The sequence below is a fragment of the Xanthomonas sp. NCPPB 4037 genome, assembly GCF_041475695.2.
Taxonomy (GTDB): domain Bacteria; phylum Pseudomonadota; class Gammaproteobacteria; order Xanthomonadales; family Xanthomonadaceae; genus Xanthomonas; species Xanthomonas campestris.
Genome location: NZ_CM191261.1, coordinates 1,072,315 through 1,091,705, shown reverse-complemented (window position 1 = coordinate 1,091,705; position 19,391 = coordinate 1,072,315). Strand labels below are relative to the sequence as shown.

At 66.4% G+C, this 19,391-nt stretch carries 21 protein-coding genes; 15 read left to right on the top strand and 6 right to left on the bottom strand.

The features are described from left to right. Nucleotides 1–60 precede the first annotated feature (60 nt). Together pip and prmC are read right to left on the bottom strand one after the other, a co-directional pair. The gene (pip, locus tag ACCQ01_RS04805) at nucleotides 61–1,002 is read right to left on the bottom strand and encodes a prolyl aminopeptidase (RefSeq protein ID WP_228431600.1); all 942 of its coding nucleotides are present in this window, start codon (nucleotides 1,000–1,002) and stop codon (nucleotides 61–63) included. A gap of 174 nt (nucleotides 1,003–1,176) precedes the next feature. Further along, nucleotides 1,177–2,028 (bottom strand): peptide chain release factor N(5)-glutamine methyltransferase, encoded by an 852-nt coding sequence (prmC, locus tag ACCQ01_RS04800; protein ID WP_228431599.1) that lies wholly within the window; start codon nucleotides 2,026–2,028, stop codon nucleotides 1,177–1,179. Between the two features lie 199 nt (nucleotides 2,029–2,227). On the opposite strand from prmC, the gene ahpC reads away from it, so the two are divergent. The 6 genes from ahpC (at nucleotide 2,228) to ACCQ01_RS04770 (ending at nucleotide 8,140) form a co-directional block, all read left to right on the top strand. Further along, entirely contained in the window at nucleotides 2,228–2,791 is a 564-nt protein-coding gene (gene ahpC / locus ACCQ01_RS04795; protein ID WP_011036070.1) for an alkyl hydroperoxide reductase subunit C, read from the top strand. A 189-nt stretch (nucleotides 2,792–2,980) separates the two neighbouring features. After that, on the top strand, nucleotides 2,981–4,570 hold the full coding sequence (gene ahpF, locus ACCQ01_RS04790) for an alkyl hydroperoxide reductase subunit F (RefSeq protein ID WP_228431598.1): 1,590 nt from the start codon (nucleotides 2,981–2,983) through the stop codon (nucleotides 4,568–4,570). A gap of 89 nt (nucleotides 4,571–4,659) precedes the next feature. Continuing rightward, the gene (locus ACCQ01_RS04785) at nucleotides 4,660–5,601 is read left to right on the top strand and encodes a LysR substrate-binding domain-containing protein (protein WP_011036068.1); all 942 of its coding nucleotides are present in this window, start codon (nucleotides 4,660–4,662) and stop codon (nucleotides 5,599–5,601) included. A gap of 228 nt (nucleotides 5,602–5,829) precedes the next feature. After that, the gene (gene rnk / locus ACCQ01_RS04780; protein WP_011036067.1) at nucleotides 5,830–6,261 is read left to right on the top strand and encodes a nucleoside diphosphate kinase regulator; all 432 of its coding nucleotides are present in this window, start codon (nucleotides 5,830–5,832) and stop codon (nucleotides 6,259–6,261) included. A 62-nt stretch (nucleotides 6,262–6,323) separates the two neighbouring features. After that, nucleotides 6,324–7,292 (top strand): transaldolase, encoded by a 969-nt coding sequence (locus ACCQ01_RS04775; protein ID WP_011036066.1) that lies wholly within the window; start codon nucleotides 6,324–6,326, stop codon nucleotides 7,290–7,292. A gap of 278 nt (nucleotides 7,293–7,570) precedes the next feature. Continuing rightward, a complete protein-coding gene (locus ACCQ01_RS04770; protein WP_011036065.1) occupies nucleotides 7,571–8,140 on the top strand; it encodes a type 1 glutamine amidotransferase family protein in 570 nt (189 codons plus the stop codon). A gap of 522 nt (nucleotides 8,141–8,662) precedes the next feature. Here ACCQ01_RS04770 and msrA read toward each other — a convergent pair. Both msrA and ACCQ01_RS04760 read right to left on the bottom strand, forming a co-directional pair. Next, nucleotides 8,663–9,313, bottom strand: coding sequence for a peptide-methionine (S)-S-oxide reductase MsrA (msrA, locus tag ACCQ01_RS04765; RefSeq protein ID WP_115000461.1), 651 nt, complete (start codon nucleotides 9,311–9,313; stop codon nucleotides 8,663–8,665). Between the two features lie 83 nt (nucleotides 9,314–9,396). Beyond that, nucleotides 9,397–9,921 (bottom strand): SgcJ/EcaC family oxidoreductase, encoded by a 525-nt coding sequence (locus ACCQ01_RS04760; RefSeq protein WP_076056430.1) that lies wholly within the window; start codon nucleotides 9,919–9,921, stop codon nucleotides 9,397–9,399. A 125-nt stretch (nucleotides 9,922–10,046) separates the two neighbouring features. Between ACCQ01_RS04760 and ACCQ01_RS04755 the strand changes: the two genes are divergently transcribed. From ACCQ01_RS04755 to ACCQ01_RS04745, 3 genes are read left to right on the top strand one after another with little or no spacing between them, the layout of a single operon-like run. Further along, nucleotides 10,047–10,754, top strand: coding sequence for a helix-turn-helix transcriptional regulator (locus ACCQ01_RS04755; protein ID WP_115000458.1), 708 nt, complete (start codon nucleotides 10,047–10,049; stop codon nucleotides 10,752–10,754). Next, nucleotides 10,751–12,661 (top strand): ATP-binding protein, encoded by a 1,911-nt coding sequence (locus tag ACCQ01_RS04750; RefSeq protein ID WP_228431597.1) that lies wholly within the window; start codon nucleotides 10,751–10,753, stop codon nucleotides 12,659–12,661. The genes ACCQ01_RS04755 and ACCQ01_RS04750 overlap by 4 nt, the downstream gene beginning before the upstream one ends. After that, on the top strand, nucleotides 12,658–13,122 hold the full coding sequence (locus ACCQ01_RS04745; RefSeq protein WP_228431596.1) for a response regulator: 465 nt from the start codon (nucleotides 12,658–12,660) through the stop codon (nucleotides 13,120–13,122). The genes ACCQ01_RS04750 and ACCQ01_RS04745 overlap by 4 nt, the downstream gene beginning before the upstream one ends. Nucleotides 13,123–13,254: 132 nt before the next feature. Here ACCQ01_RS04745 and ACCQ01_RS04740 read toward each other — a convergent pair whose 3' ends face one another. Both ACCQ01_RS04740 and ACCQ01_RS04735 read right to left on the bottom strand, forming a co-directional pair. Continuing rightward, complete coding sequence (locus ACCQ01_RS04740; protein ID WP_012439155.1) at nucleotides 13,255–13,485, bottom strand: putative signal transducing protein; 231 nt, start codon at nucleotides 13,483–13,485, stop codon at nucleotides 13,255–13,257. 1 nt (nucleotide 13,486) lies between these two features. Next, entirely contained in the window at nucleotides 13,487–14,128 is a 642-nt protein-coding gene (locus tag ACCQ01_RS04735) for a glutathione S-transferase family protein (protein WP_228431595.1), read from the bottom strand. Between the two features lie 229 nt (nucleotides 14,129–14,357). Between ACCQ01_RS04735 and ACCQ01_RS04730 the strand changes: the two genes are divergently transcribed. From ACCQ01_RS04730 to ACCQ01_RS04705, 6 genes are all read left to right on the top strand, one after another. Next, nucleotides 14,358–16,097: a glutamine--tRNA ligase/YqeY domain fusion protein gene (locus ACCQ01_RS04730; RefSeq protein WP_228431594.1), complete on the top strand. Its 1,740-nt coding sequence runs from the start codon at nucleotides 14,358–14,360 to the stop codon at nucleotides 16,095–16,097. Nucleotides 16,098–16,140: 43 nt separating this feature from the next. Then, nucleotides 16,141–16,881 carry a helix-turn-helix transcriptional regulator gene (locus tag ACCQ01_RS04725; protein WP_228431593.1) on the top strand — a complete coding sequence of 247 codons (741 nt, stop codon included), beginning with the start codon at nucleotides 16,141–16,143 and terminating at the stop codon, nucleotides 16,879–16,881. Nucleotides 16,882–17,006: 125 nt separating this feature from the next. After that, the gene (locus ACCQ01_RS04720) at nucleotides 17,007–17,936 is read left to right on the top strand and encodes a DMT family transporter (protein ID WP_228431592.1); all 930 of its coding nucleotides are present in this window, start codon (nucleotides 17,007–17,009) and stop codon (nucleotides 17,934–17,936) included. A 58-nt stretch (nucleotides 17,937–17,994) separates the two neighbouring features. Next, nucleotides 17,995–18,357, top strand: coding sequence for an STN domain-containing protein (locus tag ACCQ01_RS04715; RefSeq protein WP_029217139.1), 363 nt, complete (start codon nucleotides 17,995–17,997; stop codon nucleotides 18,355–18,357). A 72-nt stretch (nucleotides 18,358–18,429) separates the two neighbouring features. Further along, the gene (locus ACCQ01_RS04710) at nucleotides 18,430–18,828 is read left to right on the top strand and encodes a hypothetical protein (protein ID WP_228431591.1); all 399 of its coding nucleotides are present in this window, start codon (nucleotides 18,430–18,432) and stop codon (nucleotides 18,826–18,828) included. Then, nucleotides 18,828–19,388, top strand: a complete 561-nt coding sequence (locus ACCQ01_RS04705; RefSeq protein ID WP_228431590.1) for a nucleoside deaminase — start codon at nucleotides 18,828–18,830, stop codon at nucleotides 19,386–19,388. The genes ACCQ01_RS04710 and ACCQ01_RS04705 overlap by 1 nt, the downstream gene beginning before the upstream one ends. Nucleotides 19,389–19,391 lie beyond the last annotated feature (3 nt).

Below are 19,391 nucleotides of genomic sequence, written 5' to 3'. Positions count from 1 at the left end.
GCAGCTACTGCTGCAACTTGGCCAGCGGCCGGACATGCCGGCCGCTCACCGCGCGCCTTCTCAGGCGAAGCTGTCGGTCGCACGCACCAGCGCGTCGACAGTCTCCGGCTCGAAGGCCGAGTGCCCGGCCGCCGGGCTGATCTTCAATTGGGCCTTCGGCCAGGCCTTGTGCAGCTCCCACGCGCTCTGCATCGGGCACACCACGTCGTAGCGCCCCTGCACGATCACCCCGGGAATCTCGGCGATGCGGTGCGCGTCGCGCAGCAGCTTGTCTTCGGCATCGAAGAAGCCGCCGTTGACGAAGTAGTGGTTCTCGATACGTGCGAAGGCCAGCGCGAAATGCGCGTCCTCATGCCCGGTGACGAAATCCTCGTCCACATGCAGGAAGCTGGTGGCGCCTTCCCACACGCTCCAGGCCTTGGCGGCGGCCAGGCGGGTGGCTTCATCGGTGCTGGTAAGGCGGCGATGGAAGGCGGAGATCAGGTCGTGCCGTTCCTCTACCGGAATCGCGGCAATGTAGTGCTCCCACGCATCCGGGAACAGCCGGCTCGCGCCTTCCTGGTAGAACCACTCCAGCTCCCAGCGGCGCAGCAGGAAGATGCCGCGCAGCACCAGCTCGGTGACCTGCTGCGGATGGGTCTGCGCGTACGTCAGCGCCAGGGTCGAGCCCCAGCTGCCGCCGAACACCTGCCAGCGGTCGATCCCCAGATGCGCACGCAGCCGTTCGATGTCGGCGACCAGATCCCAGGTGGTGTTATCGGTGAGATCGGCATGCGGCGTGGAGCGGCCGGCGCCACGCTGGTCGAACAGCACGATGCGGTACTTAGCCGGGTCATGGAACCGCCGCATCTTGGTATTGCAGCCGCCGCCCGGGCCGCCATGCAGCATCACCACCGGCTTGCCCTGCGGGTTACCGCATTGTTCGAAGTAAAGGGTGTGGCGGTCGTCGACCTGGAGGGTGCCCTGGTCGAAGGGCGTGATCTCGGGATAGAGCGTGCGCATGCGTCGGTCCTGCGGGAAAGGCCGCATTGTATCGGCTGCCGCCAGAGGCACGCCGCGCGGCGATGCGCAGGGACATGGCGCTGCGCGCAGGCACACAGCTTGGTGTGGAATCCGTCCTTCAGGGCAGTTGCTTGCTCGACAGTCCAGACCGAACCGCTGCCGCATGCGCCGGGATCACCCCGCAGCCTGCGGCCACTGCCCTAGCGTGACGCGGTCGCGCTGCTCCAGGTCCTGGTGGGTCGCCACCGCCGCAAACCCACGCGCGGTCAACAGCGCGGCCACCGCCTCGCCCTGGTCCCAGCCGTGCTCAAGCAGCAGCCAGGCGCCTGGCAGCAGATGGGCGGGCGTATCAGCCACGATCAGACGGATGTCATCCAGGCCGTCGCTACCGGAGGCCAGCGCACTCGCTGGCTCGTAGCGCAGATCGCCCTGCTGCAGATGCGGGTCCGCAGCGGCGATGTAGGGCGGATTGCTGGCGATCAGATCGAACCGCTCACCGGCCAGCGGTTGCAGCCAGTGGCCCAGGCGGCACTCCACGTTGTGCAGCCCATGCGCGTGCGCGTTGTGCTTTGCAATGGCCAGGGCATCGGCACTGGCATCGGTGGCGATCAGCTGCGCCTGCGGCCGCTCGCTGGCAATCGCCAGCGCAATCGCGCCGCTGCCCGTGCCCAGATCGGCCACCCGGACGCCAGCGGTCTGTTCCAGGCGTTCCAGCGCCAGCTCCACCAGCGTTTCGGTATCGGCGCGCGGGATCAGCGTGGCGGTGGAGACTGCCAGATCCAGGGTCCAGAACCCACGCGAGCCGGTCAGGTAGGCCACCGGCTCTCCCTGTTGCCTCCGCTCCACCAGCGCGCCGAAGCGCTGCGCCTGCTCAGCCGGCACTGGGTCGCGCCCTTGCGCGAACAACCAGGCGCGGTCACGCCCCAGCGCATGCAGCAGCAAGGGCTCCGCGTCGCTGCGCGCAATGCGGGTGGCGGCCTCACGCAGCAGTTGTTCGGCGGACATGACGGCAGGAGCCTCAGACATGCGGCAACTTCACTTGTGCGAAACATCGGCCGACCATTATCGGGGATGGCAGCAGGTGCGCACGCCAGAGCCAGTCTGACGTTTTGATAGCCGCAGCCTATCTATGCAATTCCATCAATCGATTTGAGATATCTATTGATCCTGCCTACCATGGCGCCTGTTCCGTCCCCCAACCCCCTTCACCGCAAGAGGAAACTCAATGTCTCTCATCAACACCCAGGTCCAGCCCTTCAAGGCGAACGCGTACCACAACGGCAACTTCATTGAGGTCACCGAAGCAAGCCTGAAGGGCAAGTGGTCGGTGCTGATCTTCATGCCGGCCGCCTTCACCTTCAACTGCCCGACCGAAGTGGAAGACGCCGCTGACAACTACGCCGCGTTCCAGAAGGCCGGCGCCGAGGTGTACATCGTCACCACCGACACGCACTTCTCGCACAAGGTGTGGCACGAAACCTCCCCGGCCGTGGGCAAGGCGCAGTTCCCGCTGATCGGCGATCCGGCCCACAAGCTGACCCGCGCGTTCGGCGTGCACATTGAAGAAGAAGGCCTTGCCCTGCGCGGCACCTTCATCATCAACCCGGAAGGCGTGATCAAGACCCTGGAAATCCACGACAACTCCATCGCCCGTGACGTCACCGAGACGCTGCGCAAGCTGACCGCGGCGCAGTTCGTGGCCAACAATCCTGGCCAGGTCTGCCCGGCCAAGTGGAAGGAAGGCGCCAAGACCTTGGCTCCGTCGCTGGACCTGGTCGGCAAGATCTAAGCCGCCTCGCATCCCTGGCCCGGTTTCCGGGCCGGGGGTGAACCGGAGCCGGTGCCGGGCTGCCCGCCAGCCATCGCCAGCACGCACCCCGCCTTCGCGCCGGCTGCGGTTCATCCCCTTCCTCCCCAGGCGACCTGCGCATGCGCAGCGACGCCATGCCCTCCCCTTGCCCATTCCCAGGAGTTTTCCATGTTGGATGCCAATCTCAAGACCCAGCTGACCGCCTACCTGGAACGGGTCACGCGGCCGATCCAGATCCATGCTTCGATCGACGACACCCCCAAGGCGCGCGAAATGCTCGAGCTGCTCGAGGATCTGGTGCTGCTCTCGGACAAGATCAGCCTGGACGTGCACCGCGACGACAACCAGCGCAAGCCCTCGTTCGCGCTGACCACGCCGGGCCAGGACATTTCGGTGCGCTTTGCCGGCCTGCCGATGGGGCACGAATTCACCTCGCTGGTGCTGGCGCTGCTGCAGGTTGGCGGCCACCCTTCCAAGGCCACTGCCGAGCTGATCGAGCAGGTGCAGCACCTGGATGGCGACTATCAGTTCGAAACCTATTTCTCGCTGTCGTGCCAGAACTGCCCGGACGTGGTGCAGGCGCTGAACCTGGCCGCGGTGCTGAACCCGCGCATCAAGCACGTGTCCATCGATGGCGCGCTGTTCCAGGACGAGGTGGAAACCCGCCAGATCATGTCGGTGCCCACCGTGTACTTGAACGGTGAACTGTTCGACCAGGGCCGCATGACGCTGGAGCAGATCGTCGCCAAGCTCGACACCAATGCCGCCAAGCGCGATGCCGCCAAGATCGCCGCAAAGGACGCCTTCGACGTGTTGGTGGTTGGCGGTGGCCCGGCCGGCTCGGCAGCAGCGGTGTATGCCGCACGCAAGGGCATCCGCACCGGCGTGGCTGCAGAGCGTTTCGGCGGTCAGGTGCTGGACACCATGTCGATCGAAAACTTCATCTCGGTGCCGGAAACCGAAGGCCCGAAGATGGCTGCCGCGCTTGAGCAGCACGTGCGCCAGTACGACGTGGACATCATGAATCTGCAGCGTGCCGAGCAGCTGATCCCGGCCGGTGCCGATGGTCTGGTCGAAATCAAGCTGGCCAATGGCGCATCGCTCAAGAGCAAGACGGTGATCCTGTCCACCGGCGCGCGCTGGAGGCAGATGAATGTGCCCGGCGAAGACCAGTACAAGAACAAGGGCGTGGCCTACTGCCCGCATTGCGATGGCCCGCTGTTCAAGGGCAAGCGCGTGGCGGTGATCGGCGGCGGCAATTCGGGCGTGGAAGCGGCGATCGATCTGGCCGGCATCGTGGCGCATGTCACGTTGGTGGAATTCGACGACAAGCTGCGCGCCGACGAAGTGCTGCAGCGCAAGCTGCGCAGCCTGCACAACGTGCGCATCATCACCAGCGCGCAGACCACCGAAGTGCTGGGCGATGGTCAGAAGGTCACCGGCCTGGTCTACAAGGACCGCACCGGTGGCGACACACAGCACATCGAACTGGAAGGTGTGTTCGTGCAGATCGGCCTGCTGCCCAACACCGAGTTCCTGCGTGGCACGGTGGAGTTGTCCCCGCGCGGCGAGATCATCGTCGACGACCGCGGCCAGACCAATGTGCCGGGCGTGTTCGCGGCCGGCGATGCGACCACGGTGCCGTACAAGCAGATCGTGATCGCGATGGGCGAAGGTTCCAAGGCTGCACTGAGCGCGTTTGATTACCTGATCCGCTCCAGCGCACCGGTCAGCGCCGACGTGGCCCAGGCTGCGTAAGCGTGAACTCAGCCAGCGCCCGGCCCGCCCAGGCGTAAGCTGCGGTTGGTCCAGTCCGTTCCACGTCACAGCCACGAGGGCTGCTGCACATGAATCTGCGTGACCTGAAATACCTGGTAGCCCTGGCCGACCACAAGCATTTTGGCCGTGCCGCCACTGCCTGTTTCGTGAGCCAGCCCACCTTGTCCACCCAGATCAAGAAGCTGGAAGACGAGCTCGGTGTGCCGTTGGTCGAACGTGCGCCGCGCAAGGTGATGCTCACCCCGGCTGGCCGCGAAGCCGCCATGCGCGCGCGCAGCATCGTGGCCGAAGTGGAACAGATGAAGGAAGCTGCCCGCCGCAGCCAGGACCCGGAAGCGGGCACCGTGCGCCTGGGCATCTTCCCCACCCTGGCACCGTATCTGCTGCCGCATGTGGTGCCACGCATCCGCGAGCGGTTTCCGCGCCTGGAGCTGCTGCTGATCGAAGAAAAAAGCGACCAGCTCATCCACCAGTTGCGCGAAGGCCGCATGGACGCCGCACTGCTCGCCCTGCCCCTGCAGGACGAGCAATTGCATGCCGAATTCCTGTTCGAAGAACCCTTCGTGCTGGCGGTACCGGAAGGTCATCCGCTGTCGCGGCACGACAGCATGACGCTGGACGATCTCTCCGAGCAGCGCCTGTTGCTGCTCGAAGACGGCCATTGCCTGCGCGAACAGGCGCTGGACGTGTGCCATCTTGCCGGCGCGCTGGAAAAGTCCGAATTCCAGGCGACCAGCCTGGAAACCCTGCGCCAGATGGTGGCGGCCAACGTCGGCGTCACCCTGCTGCCGATGCTGGCGGTCAAGCCGCCGGTGGCACGTTCGGAAAACATCCGCCTGATCCGCTTCCGCGAAGACAAGCAGCCCAACCGGCGCATCGCCATGGCGTGGCGGCGCAGCTCGGCAATGACGGCGTTCCTGGAGCAGCTTTCGCAGATATTCAAGGAATTGCCGGACAGCCTGTTTACGCTGGACCAGCCTGCAAGCGGCCCGAAAGCTGTCGCCGCCTGAAGGCCGCGCACTGCCGCGGTCGCTTCACAACGCAATCTTGTCGACAATGGACGGAGGCGGCACGCAGGTGTCGCCTTTTGCTTGTCCACTCTTTACCGCTGATGCCGGCGCCTACTGGCAACGCGTGACCGGTGCGATGTGCCCGCCTGCATTGTGGTCACGCCGCGCCGCCCTCACCTGTTGTTGGAGGGCGCACCGTGCGTCCGCTGCCCTTGTCAGGAGATTGCCATGACCTCGCAACACCACAGCGGCTTGCCGCCATCCATTCTGGTGTCCAGCCACGACCTTGCCCGCCTTGAAGCGATGCTCGAGTCTTCCGCGTTGAACAACCATCCGGCCGCCGCTGCGCTGGCCGACGAATTGGGCCGCGCACGCGTCGTGCCGCCCGACCAGATTCCCGGCGATGTCGTCACCATGCACTCACGCATCGAATGCGAAGACGAGCTGCATGGCGAACGTCACACGCTCACCCTCGTGTACCCGCACGAAGCCGATGTCCAACACAGCCGCATCTCGGTGCTGGCGCCGGTGGGCACCGCCTTGCTCGGCCTGTCGGTCGGCCAGTCCATCGATTGGCGCGCACCCGGCGGACGCGACCTGCGCTTGCGCGTGACCGCCGTGCACGACCAGCCCGAAGCGGCGGGCGACTTCCGTCGCTGAGCGCGCTAACGTAACGCGCTGCGTCCTATCCCCGACCCGTTCCACGATTCGAGAGAACCCGCATGACTGCATCCCCCTCCAAGCTTGCCCAACTGCGTGACCTGTCCGTTGTCGTTGCCGATACGGGCGACTACGACGCGATCAAGCGGCTCAAGCCGGTCGATTGCACCACCAATCCCACCCTGGTCAAGAAAGCCCTGGATCTGCCGGTGTATGCCGACCTGATCGAGCGCGAGCTGGCCTGGGGCCGTGCGCACGGTGGCGAAGACCGCAACAGCACCATCAACGAAGTAGCTGATCGCCTGACCGTCGGCGTGGGCACCATGTTGTCGGAACTGGTACCCGGCCGCGTGTCCACCGAAGTGGACGCGGACCTGGCGCACGACACCCAGGCCACCATCGCCAAGGCACGCAAGTTCATCGCGATGTATGCCGAGCGTGGCGTGTCCAAGGACAAGATCCTGATCAAGATCGCCGCCACCTGGGAAGGCATCGAAGCCGCACGCCAACTGCAGCAGGAAGGCATCGACTGCAACCTGACGCTGATCTTCAACCGCTCGCAGGCGCTGGCCTGTGCCGAGGCCGGTGTGTTCCTGATCTCGCCGTTTGTCGGCCGCATCCTGGATTTCTTTGTCGCCAAGGGCCAGACCCCGGCCAGCATCGACGAAGATCCGGGCGTGGTGTTCGTGCGCGGTGTCTACGACGAGTTCAAGCGCCGCGGCTCCTCCACTGTGGTCATGGGCGCCTCGTTCCGCTCCACTGCGCAGATCGAGGCGCTGGCCGGCTGCGACCGCCTGACCATCTCGCCGGACCTGCTGGAGAAGCTCGACGCCGACCACGGCGACCTGCCGCGCAAACTGTCGCCATTGAATGCGGACAACGCGGCCATCACGCCGATCAACAGCGACAGCTTCGCCACCGACTTGGCCGCTGACGATATGGCCACCGAGAAGCTGGCCAGCGGCATCGACACCTTCGCCAAGGACCTGGAGGCGCTGCGCAAGACCATCGCCGACAAGCTCGCTGGCTGATCGTTCCCGGTGTTGCGTCACTTCGAACGCCTGCGGCATCGCCCGCAGGCGTTTTTTGTTTGTGGCATTAGCGGCTGATTCGTATCGCGCACAGACCGCCACCGACCGATGACCTGCAGCCCAGCGCGATCTGCCACTACCGCGTAAGCCTCCACGCGCGTGCCGCCCCGGCGGCGCCGAACCCCAGCAACCTGCGCGTCGCTGTTTTCGACAACACGCTCACAACATCTGACGGGCCGCTGCCTAGAATCCGGATTCCTCAACGGACGAAATGGACAATGGCAAACATCGCAGTGGTGATGGTCGACGGTGTCGCCGACTGGGAAATCGGCGTGGTCCTGCCTGCGGCGCGCGAGTGGTTTGGCGATCAGGTCGCCATCGCCAGCATCGACGGACAGCCGGTGCACTCGATCGGCGGCTTGCGCATCACGCCGGAATTTGCGCTCTCGGATCTGGCACCGCTGGACGCCGATTTGTGGATCCTGCCAGGCAGCGAACGCTGGCAAGCCGGTGAGATTCCCGGGCTGAGCGGCGTGCTGTGCGAACGCGTGCAACAGCAGCGCCCGATTGCGGCCATCTGCGGAGCCACCATCGCACTGGCGTATGCGGGTCTGCTCGACGAGCGGCCGCACACCAGCAATTCGCTGGCGTTCTTGCAGGAGCACGTGGTGCCGTACGCCGGCGCTGCGCATTACCGGCACGAGAAAGTGGTCAGCGCCGACGGCGTGATCACCGCACCCGGCACCAGCCCGGTGGGGTTTGCGGTGACCTGCATGCGCACCCTGCATCCGGAGCGCACCGAGCTGTTGGCACAACTGCGCGGCATGTTCTCGGGCGAATTCGTCTAGACGTAGTGGCTATTGGCGTTACAAGACACGCCCTTCTGCGATATGCCGGCACCGAGTTTGTGGGTCGGCTCGCCAATCAGCGAGCACTGCGCCTTACCCACGGCTGGAGAGGTTTCGTACCACGCGTGTGCGAAATGTGCGCACCGAGTGGTGGCATGCCAGAAAGCCGTGGAAACGCCGCTGCTGCTCGCGTGCTGGAGACTTGCCAGCAGCTGGCACCAAGCCACCGCGACTACCGTTAGTGGCGTTACCGACCCGCGTCCACGCACCCGACGCCGGTGCGTGACGCACACGCCTTGCAGGCATCGTCACACACCAGCGCGCAACCAGTCTTCCGTAACGGCGGCCGGCCACCGCAACTGACACACAAAAAGATGGCCACGCCGTCTCCGGCGTAGCCATTGCAAGTTGCCTGGCATGCACTCCCATGCGCTGCCTGATCGTGAAAACGCTGCCGGTCACTATGGCCATCGGCACGCCACGATCACATGGCAGCGCTTGGATCCGGCCTCGCCTTTCCGCTCAGGCATCCAGCCCGATCGGGCAGCTCACTCCCGTTCCGCCAAGCCCGCAATAGCCATTGGGGTGCTTGGCGAGATACTGCTGGTGATCGTCTTCGGCGTAATAGAACGTGGGCGCCGGGTAACGGATCTCCGTGGTGATGTCGCCATAACCGGCTGCGGTCAACTGCTGCTGGTAGGCATCGCGGCTGGCAATGGCCGCGTCGTATTGCGCTTGCGTGCTGCAGTAGATCGCCGAGCGGTATTGCGTACCGACATCGTTGCCCTGCTGCATGCCCTGGGTTGGATCGTGGCTTTCCCAGAACGTGCGCAGCAATTGTTCGAACGACACCACCTGCGCGTCGTACACCACCAGCACCGCCTCGGTGTGGCCGGTCTGCCCTGAGCACACTTCCGAATACGTCGCGTTCGGTGTTTCGCCGCCGGCGTAACCCACCGCCGTGGTGTAGACCCCAGGCACGTTCCAGAACTTGCGTTCTGCGCCCCAGAAGCAGCCAAGCCCGAATTGCACCTGGGCCAGGCCGGTGAACTCACCACGCAACGGGTGGCCGTTGATCAGGTGCGTGTTGTGCAGCGGCAACGCCTGGGTACGTCCCGGCAGTGCTTCGCCGGGCCGTGGCATGCGTTGTTTGAAGGCGCCGATTCCCAACATGGTGCAACTCCCGCGTGTTTGAGGGTTGCCTGCTGGATGGCGCCAGTGGGAGCGGCTTTCAAGCCGCTCCCGGCGATTGCACCTCACTTCGCCTTGGTGACCGCAGCGGTGGCGGTGGCGGTATCCACTTCCGGCATGGCCGAGCTGTGGTGGTTGATGATCAGCCACTTGCCGTCGCGCTTTTCGTACACGAAGGTGTAGCGGGCCTGCACATCGCTCTTCTTGCCGCTCTTGTCGGTGAGCGTGAAGGTGTACACACCCGCGTCCACCGCGCTGTCGTCATCGAGCAGGCGCACGGTGCGGTAGTTGATGACGCCCTTGGGCTTCTTGGTCAGGAACATCTCGAAGTAGTTTTCGATCTGCTCGCGTGAGGCGCGTACTTCGTTGGAGACCGTCGGCAATAGCACGCCGTCCGGGGCGTACAGGTCGGCTACCTTGTGCGGGTTGCCGGTGGCCAGGGCCGCGTTCCAGGTGTCGAACAGCGCAGCCACTTCGCGCGCTTCGCCATCGGCGGGCAGCGCGGCCTTGTCGGTGTAGTGCATCACGCCGCCAGCCAGCGCCGGGGTGGCAGCCAGAGCCAGAACCAGAGAGAACAGGGTGCGACGCATGGGGTATCTCCGTTGAGTGATGGGGGGTTGCCTCAGTGGGCGAGCCAAGTATCGAAATCCAGCGAGCCCAAAAATTCTGCCGAGTGGCATATACTCAAATATGCTGATCGGCCTAGAGCTCGGATATGGAAACCCCAACCAATGCAGGCGATTGGCGCCTGGCGCTACGCCGCGACGCCTCCGACAGCGCACGCTGGCAGGCGCTGCAGGAGGCCAGCGCGGCGCTGCGCAGCGCCAGTACGCCAGAACAGGCTTGCGATGCAGTGCTGGGCCGCGTGCTGTTGCTGCTGGGGCTGGAAGATGGCGCGGTGCTGGCGCAGCGCGGGCCACGCGCGCAGGTGTTTGCCAGCAGGGGCCGCGCCCTGCCGCCCGGCGCCAGCGCCCCCGGTGACAGCCATGAGGCCACCTGGCTGATGCCGCCCCGCCCGGCCGAAATGCGTGATGCGAGGCTGCCGATCCAGCTGCTCGGCACCACCCTGGGCATGGTGTGCGTGGCCTGGAACGACGGCCGCCTGGCGCCGGGCAGCGACGACCTGCAGGCATTGCAGGCCTTTGCGCTGCTGTTGCCGGCGATGGTCGCCGAGCCAGCCAAGCCGGTCGCCACGCGGCGGCGCAAAGCGGTGCAGGACGACCGCCTGAGTGCACTGAGCAAGCGCGAAAAACAGGTGCTCTCGCTGCTGCCGCGCGGGCTCACCAACGCGACGCTGGCAGCTGAACTGGGGATTTCTCCCGGCACGGTCAAAGTGCACGTCGAGCGAATCCTGCAGAAACTTGAGGTAAAAGATCGCACCCAGGCCGCGGTGTACGCGGTCCACGCAGGACTTGCGCAATGAATGCTCTGGCGGTGCGATGGAACGATTGGCCGATCACCCGCAAGAGCCTGGCGGTGGTCACCCTGCCGCTGCTGCTGCTGGCCGTGGCCTTGATGGCGATCTACAGCGTGGAGCGGCAGAACATCGCCGCCGAAAACGATGTGCGGCAAACCTTGGAAGTGCTCAGCGATCTGTACGAAGCGCACGCGCTGCTGGCCGAAACCGCCGCCGGTGTGCGCGGGTATCGGCTGGTGCGCCGCGATGAATTCCTCACCCCGTACCGCGACGCGGAGCCGCGCCTGCAACGCGTGGCCGAGCGGCTGTCGCAACGCATTACCGACCCGGTGCAGGCGCAGCGTTTTGCGCGCATCAAACCGTTGTTCGCCGAAAAGATGCAGGGCTGGCGTCGTCTGCTTGCGCCGGATCTGAGCCGCGAGGAAGAGATCCGCCAATTGTGGGATGGCAAGTACAAACTCGACATCCTGCGCGCTGAATTGCGCGAACTGCGCAATTACGAAACCGCGCAACTGCAGGTACGCACCGCCAAGGCGCAGGGGCTGCGCCAGCGCAATCTCATCATCACCCTGAGCGCAGCGATGCTCGGCGGCCTGGGCGCGGTGTTCGCGGTGGCGTGGTTCGCCTCGGCCTTGTCCGGGCGCCTGCGCACGCTGGCGGCCAATGCCGACCGGCTCGGTGAAGGGCTGCCGCTGGCCGCGCAGCCGCGTGCCGGCGATGAACTCGGGCAGGTCGGCCAACGCCTGGCACAGGCCAGCGAACTGCTGGCCGCACGCGCCAACGAAGCACAACTGGCCCGCCGCGAGGCCGAGACCGCCAACCGCGCGAAGACCGAATTCCTCTCGCGCAGCAGCCATGAATTGCGTACCCCACTCAACGCGATCCTGGGCTATGCGCAGGTGCTGGAGATGGATTTGCCCGAGCCGGGCCACCGCCGTCACCTGCAGCACATCCTGGGCGCCGGCCGGCACCTGCTCGGCCTGATCACCGAGCTGCTGGACATCGCCCGCATCGAAGCCGATCAACTGGATCTCAGCCCCGAACCAATCGCGGTGCGCGCCGCCGTGCACGAGGCGCTGGGCCTGATCGCGCCGGACGCCGACAAGCACGGCATCAGCCTGCAGCCGCCGGCCATCGATGGCCCCTGGACGGTGCGCGCGGACGCCCAGCGCCTGCGCCAGGTGCTGCTCAATCTGTTGTCGAATGCGGTCAAGTTCAATCGCACCGGCGGCCAGGTGCAGGTGAGCGCACAGCCGGATGGCGATCAGGTGCGCATCGTGGTCGCCGACCAGGGCGCTGGGCTCACAGCGGCGCAGATCGAACGGCTGTTCACCCCCTTCGAGCGGCTGGGCGCGGAACGCTCGGCCGTGGAAGGCACCGGGCTGGGGCTGGCGTTGAGCAAGCGCCTGATCGAGGCCATGGGCGGGCAGATCGGCGTGGACAGCAGCCGCGACGGCGCGCGTTTCTGGATTTCCCTGCCGCAAGGCGAGCCGCAGAGCGCCGAACCTGCGCGCACGCTGCTGCCGCCCAGCAACGCCGGCAGCGGTGTCTGCCGCCTGCTGAGCATCGAAGACAACTACTCCAACCAGGCGCTGATCCGCACGCTCACCGAGCGGCGGCCGCAGTGGCAGCTGCTGGAAGCGGCCAGCCTGGCGCAGGCGCGTGCGCTGCTGCAGCACGAGGTGCCGGACCTGATCCTGCTCGACCTGCACCTGAGCGATGGCAATGGCGAAGAACTGCTGCGCGACCTGCAGGCGCAGCCGGCCAATGCCGCGGTGCCGGTGGTGGTGATCAGCGCCGACGCGACCTCTGCCACGCTGGCGCGCGTGGGCAACCAGGGCGTGCGCGCCTATCTGACCAAACCGCTCGATGTGGCGGAATTCTTCACCGTGATCGACAGGCTACTGGCATGACACGCGACGATATTCTCGCCTCCCGCATCCTCATCGTCGACGACGAGCCGGCCAATGTGCGGCTGCTCGAAGACCTGCTGCAACGCGAAGGCTTCCAGCAGGTGGTCGCCACCACCGACCCGCAACGGGTCATGGGCCTGGTGTCGGCATTCGCGCCGGACCTGATCCTGCTGGATCTGAAGATGCCGGAACTGGACGGCTATGCGTTGCTGGAGCAGCTGGCGCGCCTGTCCGACCCGGGGCAGTTCCTGCCGGTGATCGTGCTCACCGCCGACCCCAGCCGCAGCGCCCGCCATCGCGCACTCGGGTTGGGCGCCAAGGACTTCCTGACCAAGCCGTTGGACACCTTCGAGGTGGCCTTGCGGGTCTGGAACGTGGCTGAAACCACGGTGTTGTTCAAACGCCTGCGGGCACTGGCCTCGCCCGATGCGGCGCCGCCGGGCTGGCGTCAGACGGAGTAATCGTGCCGCCGATCTGCGCGCGCGACCGTCGTCGGAGCGTACCTGGGCGCGACCGGCGTTGCCTGGGAAACCTCATCGCGCCCGGGTGCACGTCTACGCGCAGCACAGACAAACGCAGGGGGCCGCGCGCCGTTACAGCGCGCGCGTGACCTCGCCGCACAGGCCGATCTCGGCCAGCACCGCTTGCGCCTGGCTCAGATGCATGTCTGCCACGCAGACCTGCAACACGCCGAAGGCCGGCAGTTCGCCTGCGCCGCCCAGCAGCGATTCACCGAACACGAAGGCGGTGATGCCAGCATCTTCCAGCGCGTGCTTGGCCAGATGGGCATCGATGATGTGACTGGCTCGGTAGGCGATCTGCATGTCAGCCGCGCCCCAGCCGTTCGCGTTCGGCATCCAGTTTCCACTCGCGCAGTGCGGGCAGGCTGTCGAGCGCGGCCAGATAGTCGCCGGCGGCTTCGAACAGCGGCACACCGTAGCTGGCAAAGCGCAATGCCACCGGCGCGAACATCGCATCGACGATGCCGAAGTCGCCGCACAGGAACGCACCACCCTGCCCGTGTTCGGCACGCAGGCTGGCCCATAGCGCCTGGATGCGCGCGATGTCGCGCTCGGCAGCGGCATCCCAGTGGGCGGGCCCGGGCACACGCGCCAGATCCATCGGCAGCTGGCTGCGCAACGCGGCAAAGCCACCATGCATTTCGGCGGTGGCGGCGCGGGCCTGCGCGCGCACTGCCGGGTCGGCTGGCCAGCCGCGGCCATCGAGCCAGCGCTCGTTGACGTATTCGCAGATCGCCAGCGAATCCCACACGTGCAGCGTGCCATCCCACAGCACCGGCACCAGCCGGGTCGGCGAATAGCCGGCAATGCGGGCCTGGAATTCCGGCGTGTTCAACGGCAAGGCGACTTCTTCGAACGGCACCTGGAAATGCCGTAGCAACAGCCACGGCCGCAACGACCAGGAGGACAGGGTCTTGTCGCCGATCACCAGGCGGGGCAGTGACATTGCGCAGCTCGCTCGAAGGAGTGCGCGCAGCGTACGCGTCGGACGCGATGCCGGCCAGCGGCCGATGGCCGAGCCGATGAACCGGTTGCGCGCCGGCCCTGGCCGCCGCAGGTTCCAGTGCGCTCTGGCACTGCCCCGCACGTGCCACCAGGCCGCCACGTGCGCCGCGCCTACCCCTAAACCGGTGCCACCGCCTAAACTTGCGGCTTATCCGATACCGATGCCCCGCATGTCCGAGATTCCAGCCACCGACGCCACCGCCCCGGCGGAGAAGAAAGACTTCATCCGCCAGATCGTTCGCGAGGACCTGGCCAACGGCAAGCACGCGGCCATCCGCACCCGCTTCCCGCCTGAGCCCAACGGCTACTTGCATATCGGCCATGCCAAGGCGATCTGCCTGGACTTCGGTCTGGCGGCCGAGTTCGGCGGGCTGTGCAACCTGCGCCTGGACGACACCAACCCGGCCAAGGAAGACCCCGAGTTCGTGGTCGCCATCCAGGACGACGTGCGCTGGCTGGGCTTTGAGTGGGCGCAGTTGCGGCATGCCTCCGATTACTTCGAGGTGTACTACCTGGCGGCGGAAAAGCTGATCCGCGACGGCCATGCGTTCGTCTGCGACCTCTCGGCCGAGCAGGTGCGCGAATACCGCGGCACGCTGACCGAGCCGGGCCGCAACTCGCCATTCCGCGAGCGCAGCGTCGACGAAAACCTGGACCTGTTCCGGCGCATGCGGGCCGGCGAATTCCCCGATGGCGCGCGCACACTGCGCGCCAAGATCGACATGGCCAGCGGCAACATCAACCTGCGCGACCCGGCGCTGTACCGCATCAAGCACGTCGAACACCAGAACACCGGCAACGCCTGGCCGATCTACCCGATGTACGACTTCGCGCATTCGCTGGGCGATGCGGTGGAAGGCATCACCCATTCGCTGTGCACGCTGGAATTCGAAGACCACCGCCCGTTGTACGACTGGTGCGTGGACAAGGTGGACCTGAGCGGCCATCCCGAGCTGCTGGCGCCGCTGCTGGGCAAGGGCTACCCGAAGGAAGCCGCCAAGCCGCGCCAGATCGAGTTCTCGCGCCTGAACATCAACTACACAGTAATGAGCAAGCGCAAGCTCACTGCGCTGGTGGAAGAACAGTTGGTGGATGGCTGGGACGACCCGCGCATGTACACGCTGCAGGGCCTGCGCCGGCGCGGCTATACGCCGGCGGCGATGCGTCTGTTCGTGGACCGCGTGGGTATCAGCAAACAGAACTCGGTGATCGATTTCTCGGTACTGGAAGGCTGCCTGCGCGAAGACCTGGACGCGGCCGCCGCGCGGCGCATGGCCGTCATCGACCCGCTCAAGCTGGTGCTGACCAACCTGCCCGAGGGCCACACCGAGACACTGCAGTTTTCCAACCACCCCAAGGACGAGAGCTTTGGCACCCGTGAGGTGCCGTTTGCGCGCGAGCTGTGGATCGAGCGCGAGGATTTTGCCGAAGTGCCGCCCAAGGGCTGGAAGCGGCTGGTACCGGGCGGCGAGATCCGCCTGCGCGGTGCGGGAATTGCGCGCGTGGACGAAGTGATCAAGGACGCCGCTGGCGAGATCGTGGAGCTGCGCGGCTGGCTGGATCCGGAATCGCGCCCGGGCATGATCGGTTCCAATCGCAAGGTCAAGGGCACCATCCATTGGGTCAGCGCCGTCCATGCGGTGGAGGCGGAAATCCGCCTGTACGACCGTCTGTTCTCGGTAGAAAAGCCCGACGACGAATCCGAAGGCAAAACCTACCGCGACCACCTCAATCCAGAGTCCAAGCGCAGCGTGCGCGGCTACGTGGAGCCGTCGGCGGCGCAGGCCGCGCCCGAGCAGGCGTTCCAGTTCGAACGCACCGGCTATTTCGTGGCCGACCGCCGCGATCACAGTACCGCCACGCCGGTGTTCAACCGCAGCGTGACCCTGCGCGACACCTGGGCCAAGTGAGGCTCCGCCGCGCCGCTGCTCGCAACGGCGCGGCCCTGCTGCAATGACCGATGCCGCCCTGCACCTGCGCCAGTACGGGCGTGACGGGTATCGCCACCGCCACGCCCATGTGCAGGTGGTACTGCCGATTCGCGGCACCTTGGAGATCGAGGTCGGTGGACGCGGCGGGCGCGTCGATCACCGGCAGGCGGTGGTCATTGCACCGCACACCGATCACGATCAGGCCGCGCACGACGACAACCGTTTTCTGATCCTGGAATGCAGCGACGCTGACGTGGGCGCCCATCGCGTGGAGCAGCTGCAACAGCGGCCATTTGTGGCCACCACGCCGCGCCTGCTGGCCATTGCCAACTTCATCGACCAGCACTGCCGTACGCGCGATGCCGTACCCGCCTTGCTGCGTCGCCATTGCCTGCCGCCGCTGCTGCAGGCCCTGCGCGCTGATCCTGCACCACTGCAGCGCCTGCAGCAGCTGTGCGACACGATCACCGCAACACACGCCGAGCCCTGGCCGGTGCAGCGCATGGCCGCGTACCTGGGCGTGGGCGCAAGCCGCGTGCACGCGCTGTTTCGCGACACCTTCGATCAAACGCCGCAGCAATGGCTGGGCGCGCTGCGGCTGCAGCGCGTCTGCCTGCAGCTGGCGCATACCGATGTGCCGATCGCGCAGCTGGCACTGGCGCATGGCTGGTCGGACCAGACCGCACTGACGCGTGCGATGCGCCGCACCCTGGGCATGACGCCGGCGGCGTATCGACGCCAGCCCCATGCCGGCACGCGCTGAGCGGCATGCCGTGGGCGGTGTGATCCCCGCATACAGCGGCTACCAGGCTGAACGCCGCACAAGAGCCCGGGTCAAGCCGCCCCTGCACACACGCGGCATGCTGCACGCCTGGAAGGAGGCGTGCGATGCGTGAGCGGCTGATGGCAGGCGTGGCCAGTGGCATGGGCGCCGGCGCGTTGTGGGGGTTGGTGTTTTTGGCACCACAGTTGCTGGCGGCGTTTTCGCCGTTGCAACTGGCGTTGTCGCGCTACCTGGCGTATGGCGCAGTGGCCGCGTTGGTGCTGGCGCCGCGCGCGCGGCGCACCGCCGCCCGGCTGGGCCGCGCCGAATGGTGGGCGCTGGTGCGCCTGAGCCTGCTGGGCAACCTGATCTACTACGTGCTGCTCGGCAGTGCCGTGCAATGGGCCGGTGGTGCGGCCACCGCGCTGATCATCGGCCTGCTGCCGGTGGTGGTCACGGTGATCGGCACGCGCGCCGCCGGTGCGGTGGGATTACGGCGCCTGGCCGCGCCGTGCGCGCTGTGCGTGGCAGGCGTGGCGCTGGTGGCGGTGGATACCTTGCAGCGCGACGGCAGCGCGCAGGCGTCGGATCTGGGCACCCGTGTGGCCGGGCTGTTGTGCGCGGTGGGCGCACTGATCAGCTGGTCGGTGTATTCCATCGGCAATGCCCGCTGGCTGCGACGCCGCGCCGACCTGTCCAGCCAGGATTGGTCGCTGCTGACCGGCGTGGTCACCGGGGCACTGGCGCTGCTATTGGCCCCGCTCACATTGCTCGATACCACCGCGCATGCGCCGCTCGACTGGGCACGCTTCTGGGCCATTGCATTGGTGCTGGCGGTGCTCGCCTCGGTGATCGGCAACGGCCTGTGGAACCGCGCCAGCCGGCTGCTGCCGCTGACCCTGGTCGGCCAGATGATCGTATTCGAAACGGTGTTCGCGCTGCTGTACGGCTTTGCCTGGGAAGCGCGCCTGCCCAACGGGCTGGAGCTGGCCGCCATTGCCTGCCTGCTGGTGGGCGTGCTGTGGTGCGCAGCGCTGCATGGCGAAACGAACTGACTCACCGCCGGCACCACACCAGGTGCCTACCCTGCGGCATTGACCCCACGGAATGCCCATGCATATTTCCCCATCCCTACGCTGCGCGTTGGCTTGCCTGATGCTTGGCCTGGGCGCCTGCACAACCCAGCCCGCTGGCCCACAGGCGAGCACGCCGCCCAGCGGCCCCTGCGATGTGGTCGCAGTGCCGCCGAACTACGACATCCCGCCGGCACGGCTGGACGAAACCATGCAGCAGCTGGCCCACGCCACCCGCTGCGCGATTCAGTTTTCGCCGCCCACCGACCGCTCCTTCGATGCGGTACCGGTCAATGCGGTGCACGGCCAGGTGAGCATCCGCCAGGCAGTGCGCCAGGCCATCGCCGGCACCGGGATCGTGGTCCAGCAAGAAACCGCCGATTCGATCACGCTGAGCCGCTGACCGGCCACAGCGGCGTGCGGCGTGGGCAGGAGGGCTACCATGGCAGTCCTCCGCCCCTTGCAGGACGCCCGCATGCCCCGTCCCTATTCCTGGCTCCTGAGCACCGTGCTGCTGATCGCGCAGGCCTTGCTGATTGGCTGTGTTGCTCCCGCGCCCACCGAAGCGGCCACACCGCCCGCATCGGCCTCACCCATCAAGCGCATCCAGGTCAACACCACCTGCCGCACCGATGCCGATTGCACGGTGAAAGACGTGGGCAACTGTTGCGGCGCGTTTCCCGCATGCGTCAACGTCAACAGCGCCACCGACCCCAAGGGCGTGCTGGCGCAATGTCAGGCCAGCGGCACGATGAGTGTGTGCGGCTTCCGCGAGATCAGTGCCTGCCAGTGCGTTTCCGGCCAATGTGCCGCAAGCGATGCACAGACCGATACACTGCGCCGCCCCGATTCCTCTCCTGCACCGGTCCAGTGATGCTCTACGCGCAAGTTCACCTCACCCTGCCCGCCTGGATCCACGACCATGTGGACGCCAGCCGCGCCTATCCTGGCGACGCCGAGAAAGTGGCGCTGGCGATCGATCTGTCGCGAATGAACGTGGAAGCACGCAGCGGCGGGCCCTTCGGCGCAGTGGTGTTCGGGCCCGACGACCGCATCATCGCCGCGGCGGTGAACCGCGTGGTGCCACAGAACACTTCGCTGGCACACGCGGAAAACATGGCCTACATGCTGGCCCAGCAGCGCCTGCAGACGCCCCGGTTGAACGATGTCCTGTCGCCGGTGACCCTGGCCACCTCTGCGCAGCCGTGCTGCCAGTGCTACGGCGCCACCGTGTGGGCCGGCATCGACCGCCTGCTGATCGGCGCCCGCGCCGAAGACGTGATGGCGTTGACCGAATTCGACGAAGGCCCGTTGCCGGCCGACTGGGTGGGCGAGCTGACCCGTCGCAGGATCGAGGTGGTGCGCGATGTGCAGCGCGAACAGGCCTGCGCGGTGTTGCGCAGCTATGGCGAGGGTGGCGGTGATCATTATTGAGCT

Coding starts and splice junctions, on each gene's coding strand:
- ACCQ01_RS04715 (WP_029217139.1), top strand. CDS start 17,995: ATGCATATTTCCCCATCCCTACGCTGCGCGTTGGCTTGCCTGATGCTT.
- ACCQ01_RS04745 (WP_228431596.1), top strand. CDS start 12,658: ATGACACGCGACGATATTCTCGCCTCCCGCATCCTCATCGTCGACGAC.
- ACCQ01_RS04760 (WP_076056430.1), bottom strand. CDS start 9,921: ATGCGTCGCACCCTGTTCTCTCTGGTTCTGGCTCTGGCTGCCACCCCG.
- ACCQ01_RS04775 (WP_011036066.1), top strand. CDS start 6,324: ATGACTGCATCCCCCTCCAAGCTTGCCCAACTGCGTGACCTGTCCGTT.
- ACCQ01_RS04755 (WP_115000458.1), top strand. CDS start 10,047: ATGGAAACCCCAACCAATGCAGGCGATTGGCGCCTGGCGCTACGCCGC.
- ACCQ01_RS04705 (WP_228431590.1), top strand. CDS start 18,828: ATGCTCTACGCGCAAGTTCACCTCACCCTGCCCGCCTGGATCCACGAC.
- rnk (WP_011036067.1), top strand. CDS start 5,830: ATGACCTCGCAACACCACAGCGGCTTGCCGCCATCCATTCTGGTGTCC.
- ahpF (WP_228431598.1), top strand. CDS start 2,981: ATGTTGGATGCCAATCTCAAGACCCAGCTGACCGCCTACCTGGAACGG.
- ACCQ01_RS04740 (WP_012439155.1), bottom strand. CDS start 13,485: ATGCAGATCGCCTACCGAGCCAGTCACATCATCGATGCCCATCTGGCC.
- ACCQ01_RS04770 (WP_011036065.1), top strand. CDS start 7,571: ATGGCAAACATCGCAGTGGTGATGGTCGACGGTGTCGCCGACTGGGAA.
- ACCQ01_RS04720 (WP_228431592.1), top strand. CDS start 17,007: ATGCGTGAGCGGCTGATGGCAGGCGTGGCCAGTGGCATGGGCGCCGGC.
- ahpC (WP_011036070.1), top strand. CDS start 2,228: ATGTCTCTCATCAACACCCAGGTCCAGCCCTTCAAGGCGAACGCGTAC.
- prmC (WP_228431599.1), bottom strand. CDS start 2,028: ATGTCTGAGGCTCCTGCCGTCATGTCCGCCGAACAACTGCTGCGTGAG.
- ACCQ01_RS04750 (WP_228431597.1), top strand. CDS start 10,751: ATGAATGCTCTGGCGGTGCGATGGAACGATTGGCCGATCACCCGCAAG.
- ACCQ01_RS04710 (WP_228431591.1), top strand. CDS start 18,430: ATGCCCCGTCCCTATTCCTGGCTCCTGAGCACCGTGCTGCTGATCGCG.
- msrA (WP_115000461.1), bottom strand. CDS start 9,313: ATGTTGGGAATCGGCGCCTTCAAACAACGCATGCCACGGCCCGGCGAA.
- pip (WP_228431600.1), bottom strand. CDS start 1,002: ATGCGCACGCTCTATCCCGAGATCACGCCCTTCGACCAGGGCACCCTC.
- ACCQ01_RS04785 (WP_011036068.1), top strand. CDS start 4,660: ATGAATCTGCGTGACCTGAAATACCTGGTAGCCCTGGCCGACCACAAG.
- ACCQ01_RS04725 (WP_228431593.1), top strand. CDS start 16,141: ATGACCGATGCCGCCCTGCACCTGCGCCAGTACGGGCGTGACGGGTAT.
- ACCQ01_RS04730 (WP_228431594.1), top strand. CDS start 14,358: ATGTCCGAGATTCCAGCCACCGACGCCACCGCCCCGGCGGAGAAGAAA.
- ACCQ01_RS04735 (WP_228431595.1), bottom strand. CDS start 14,128: ATGTCACTGCCCCGCCTGGTGATCGGCGACAAGACCCTGTCCTCCTGG.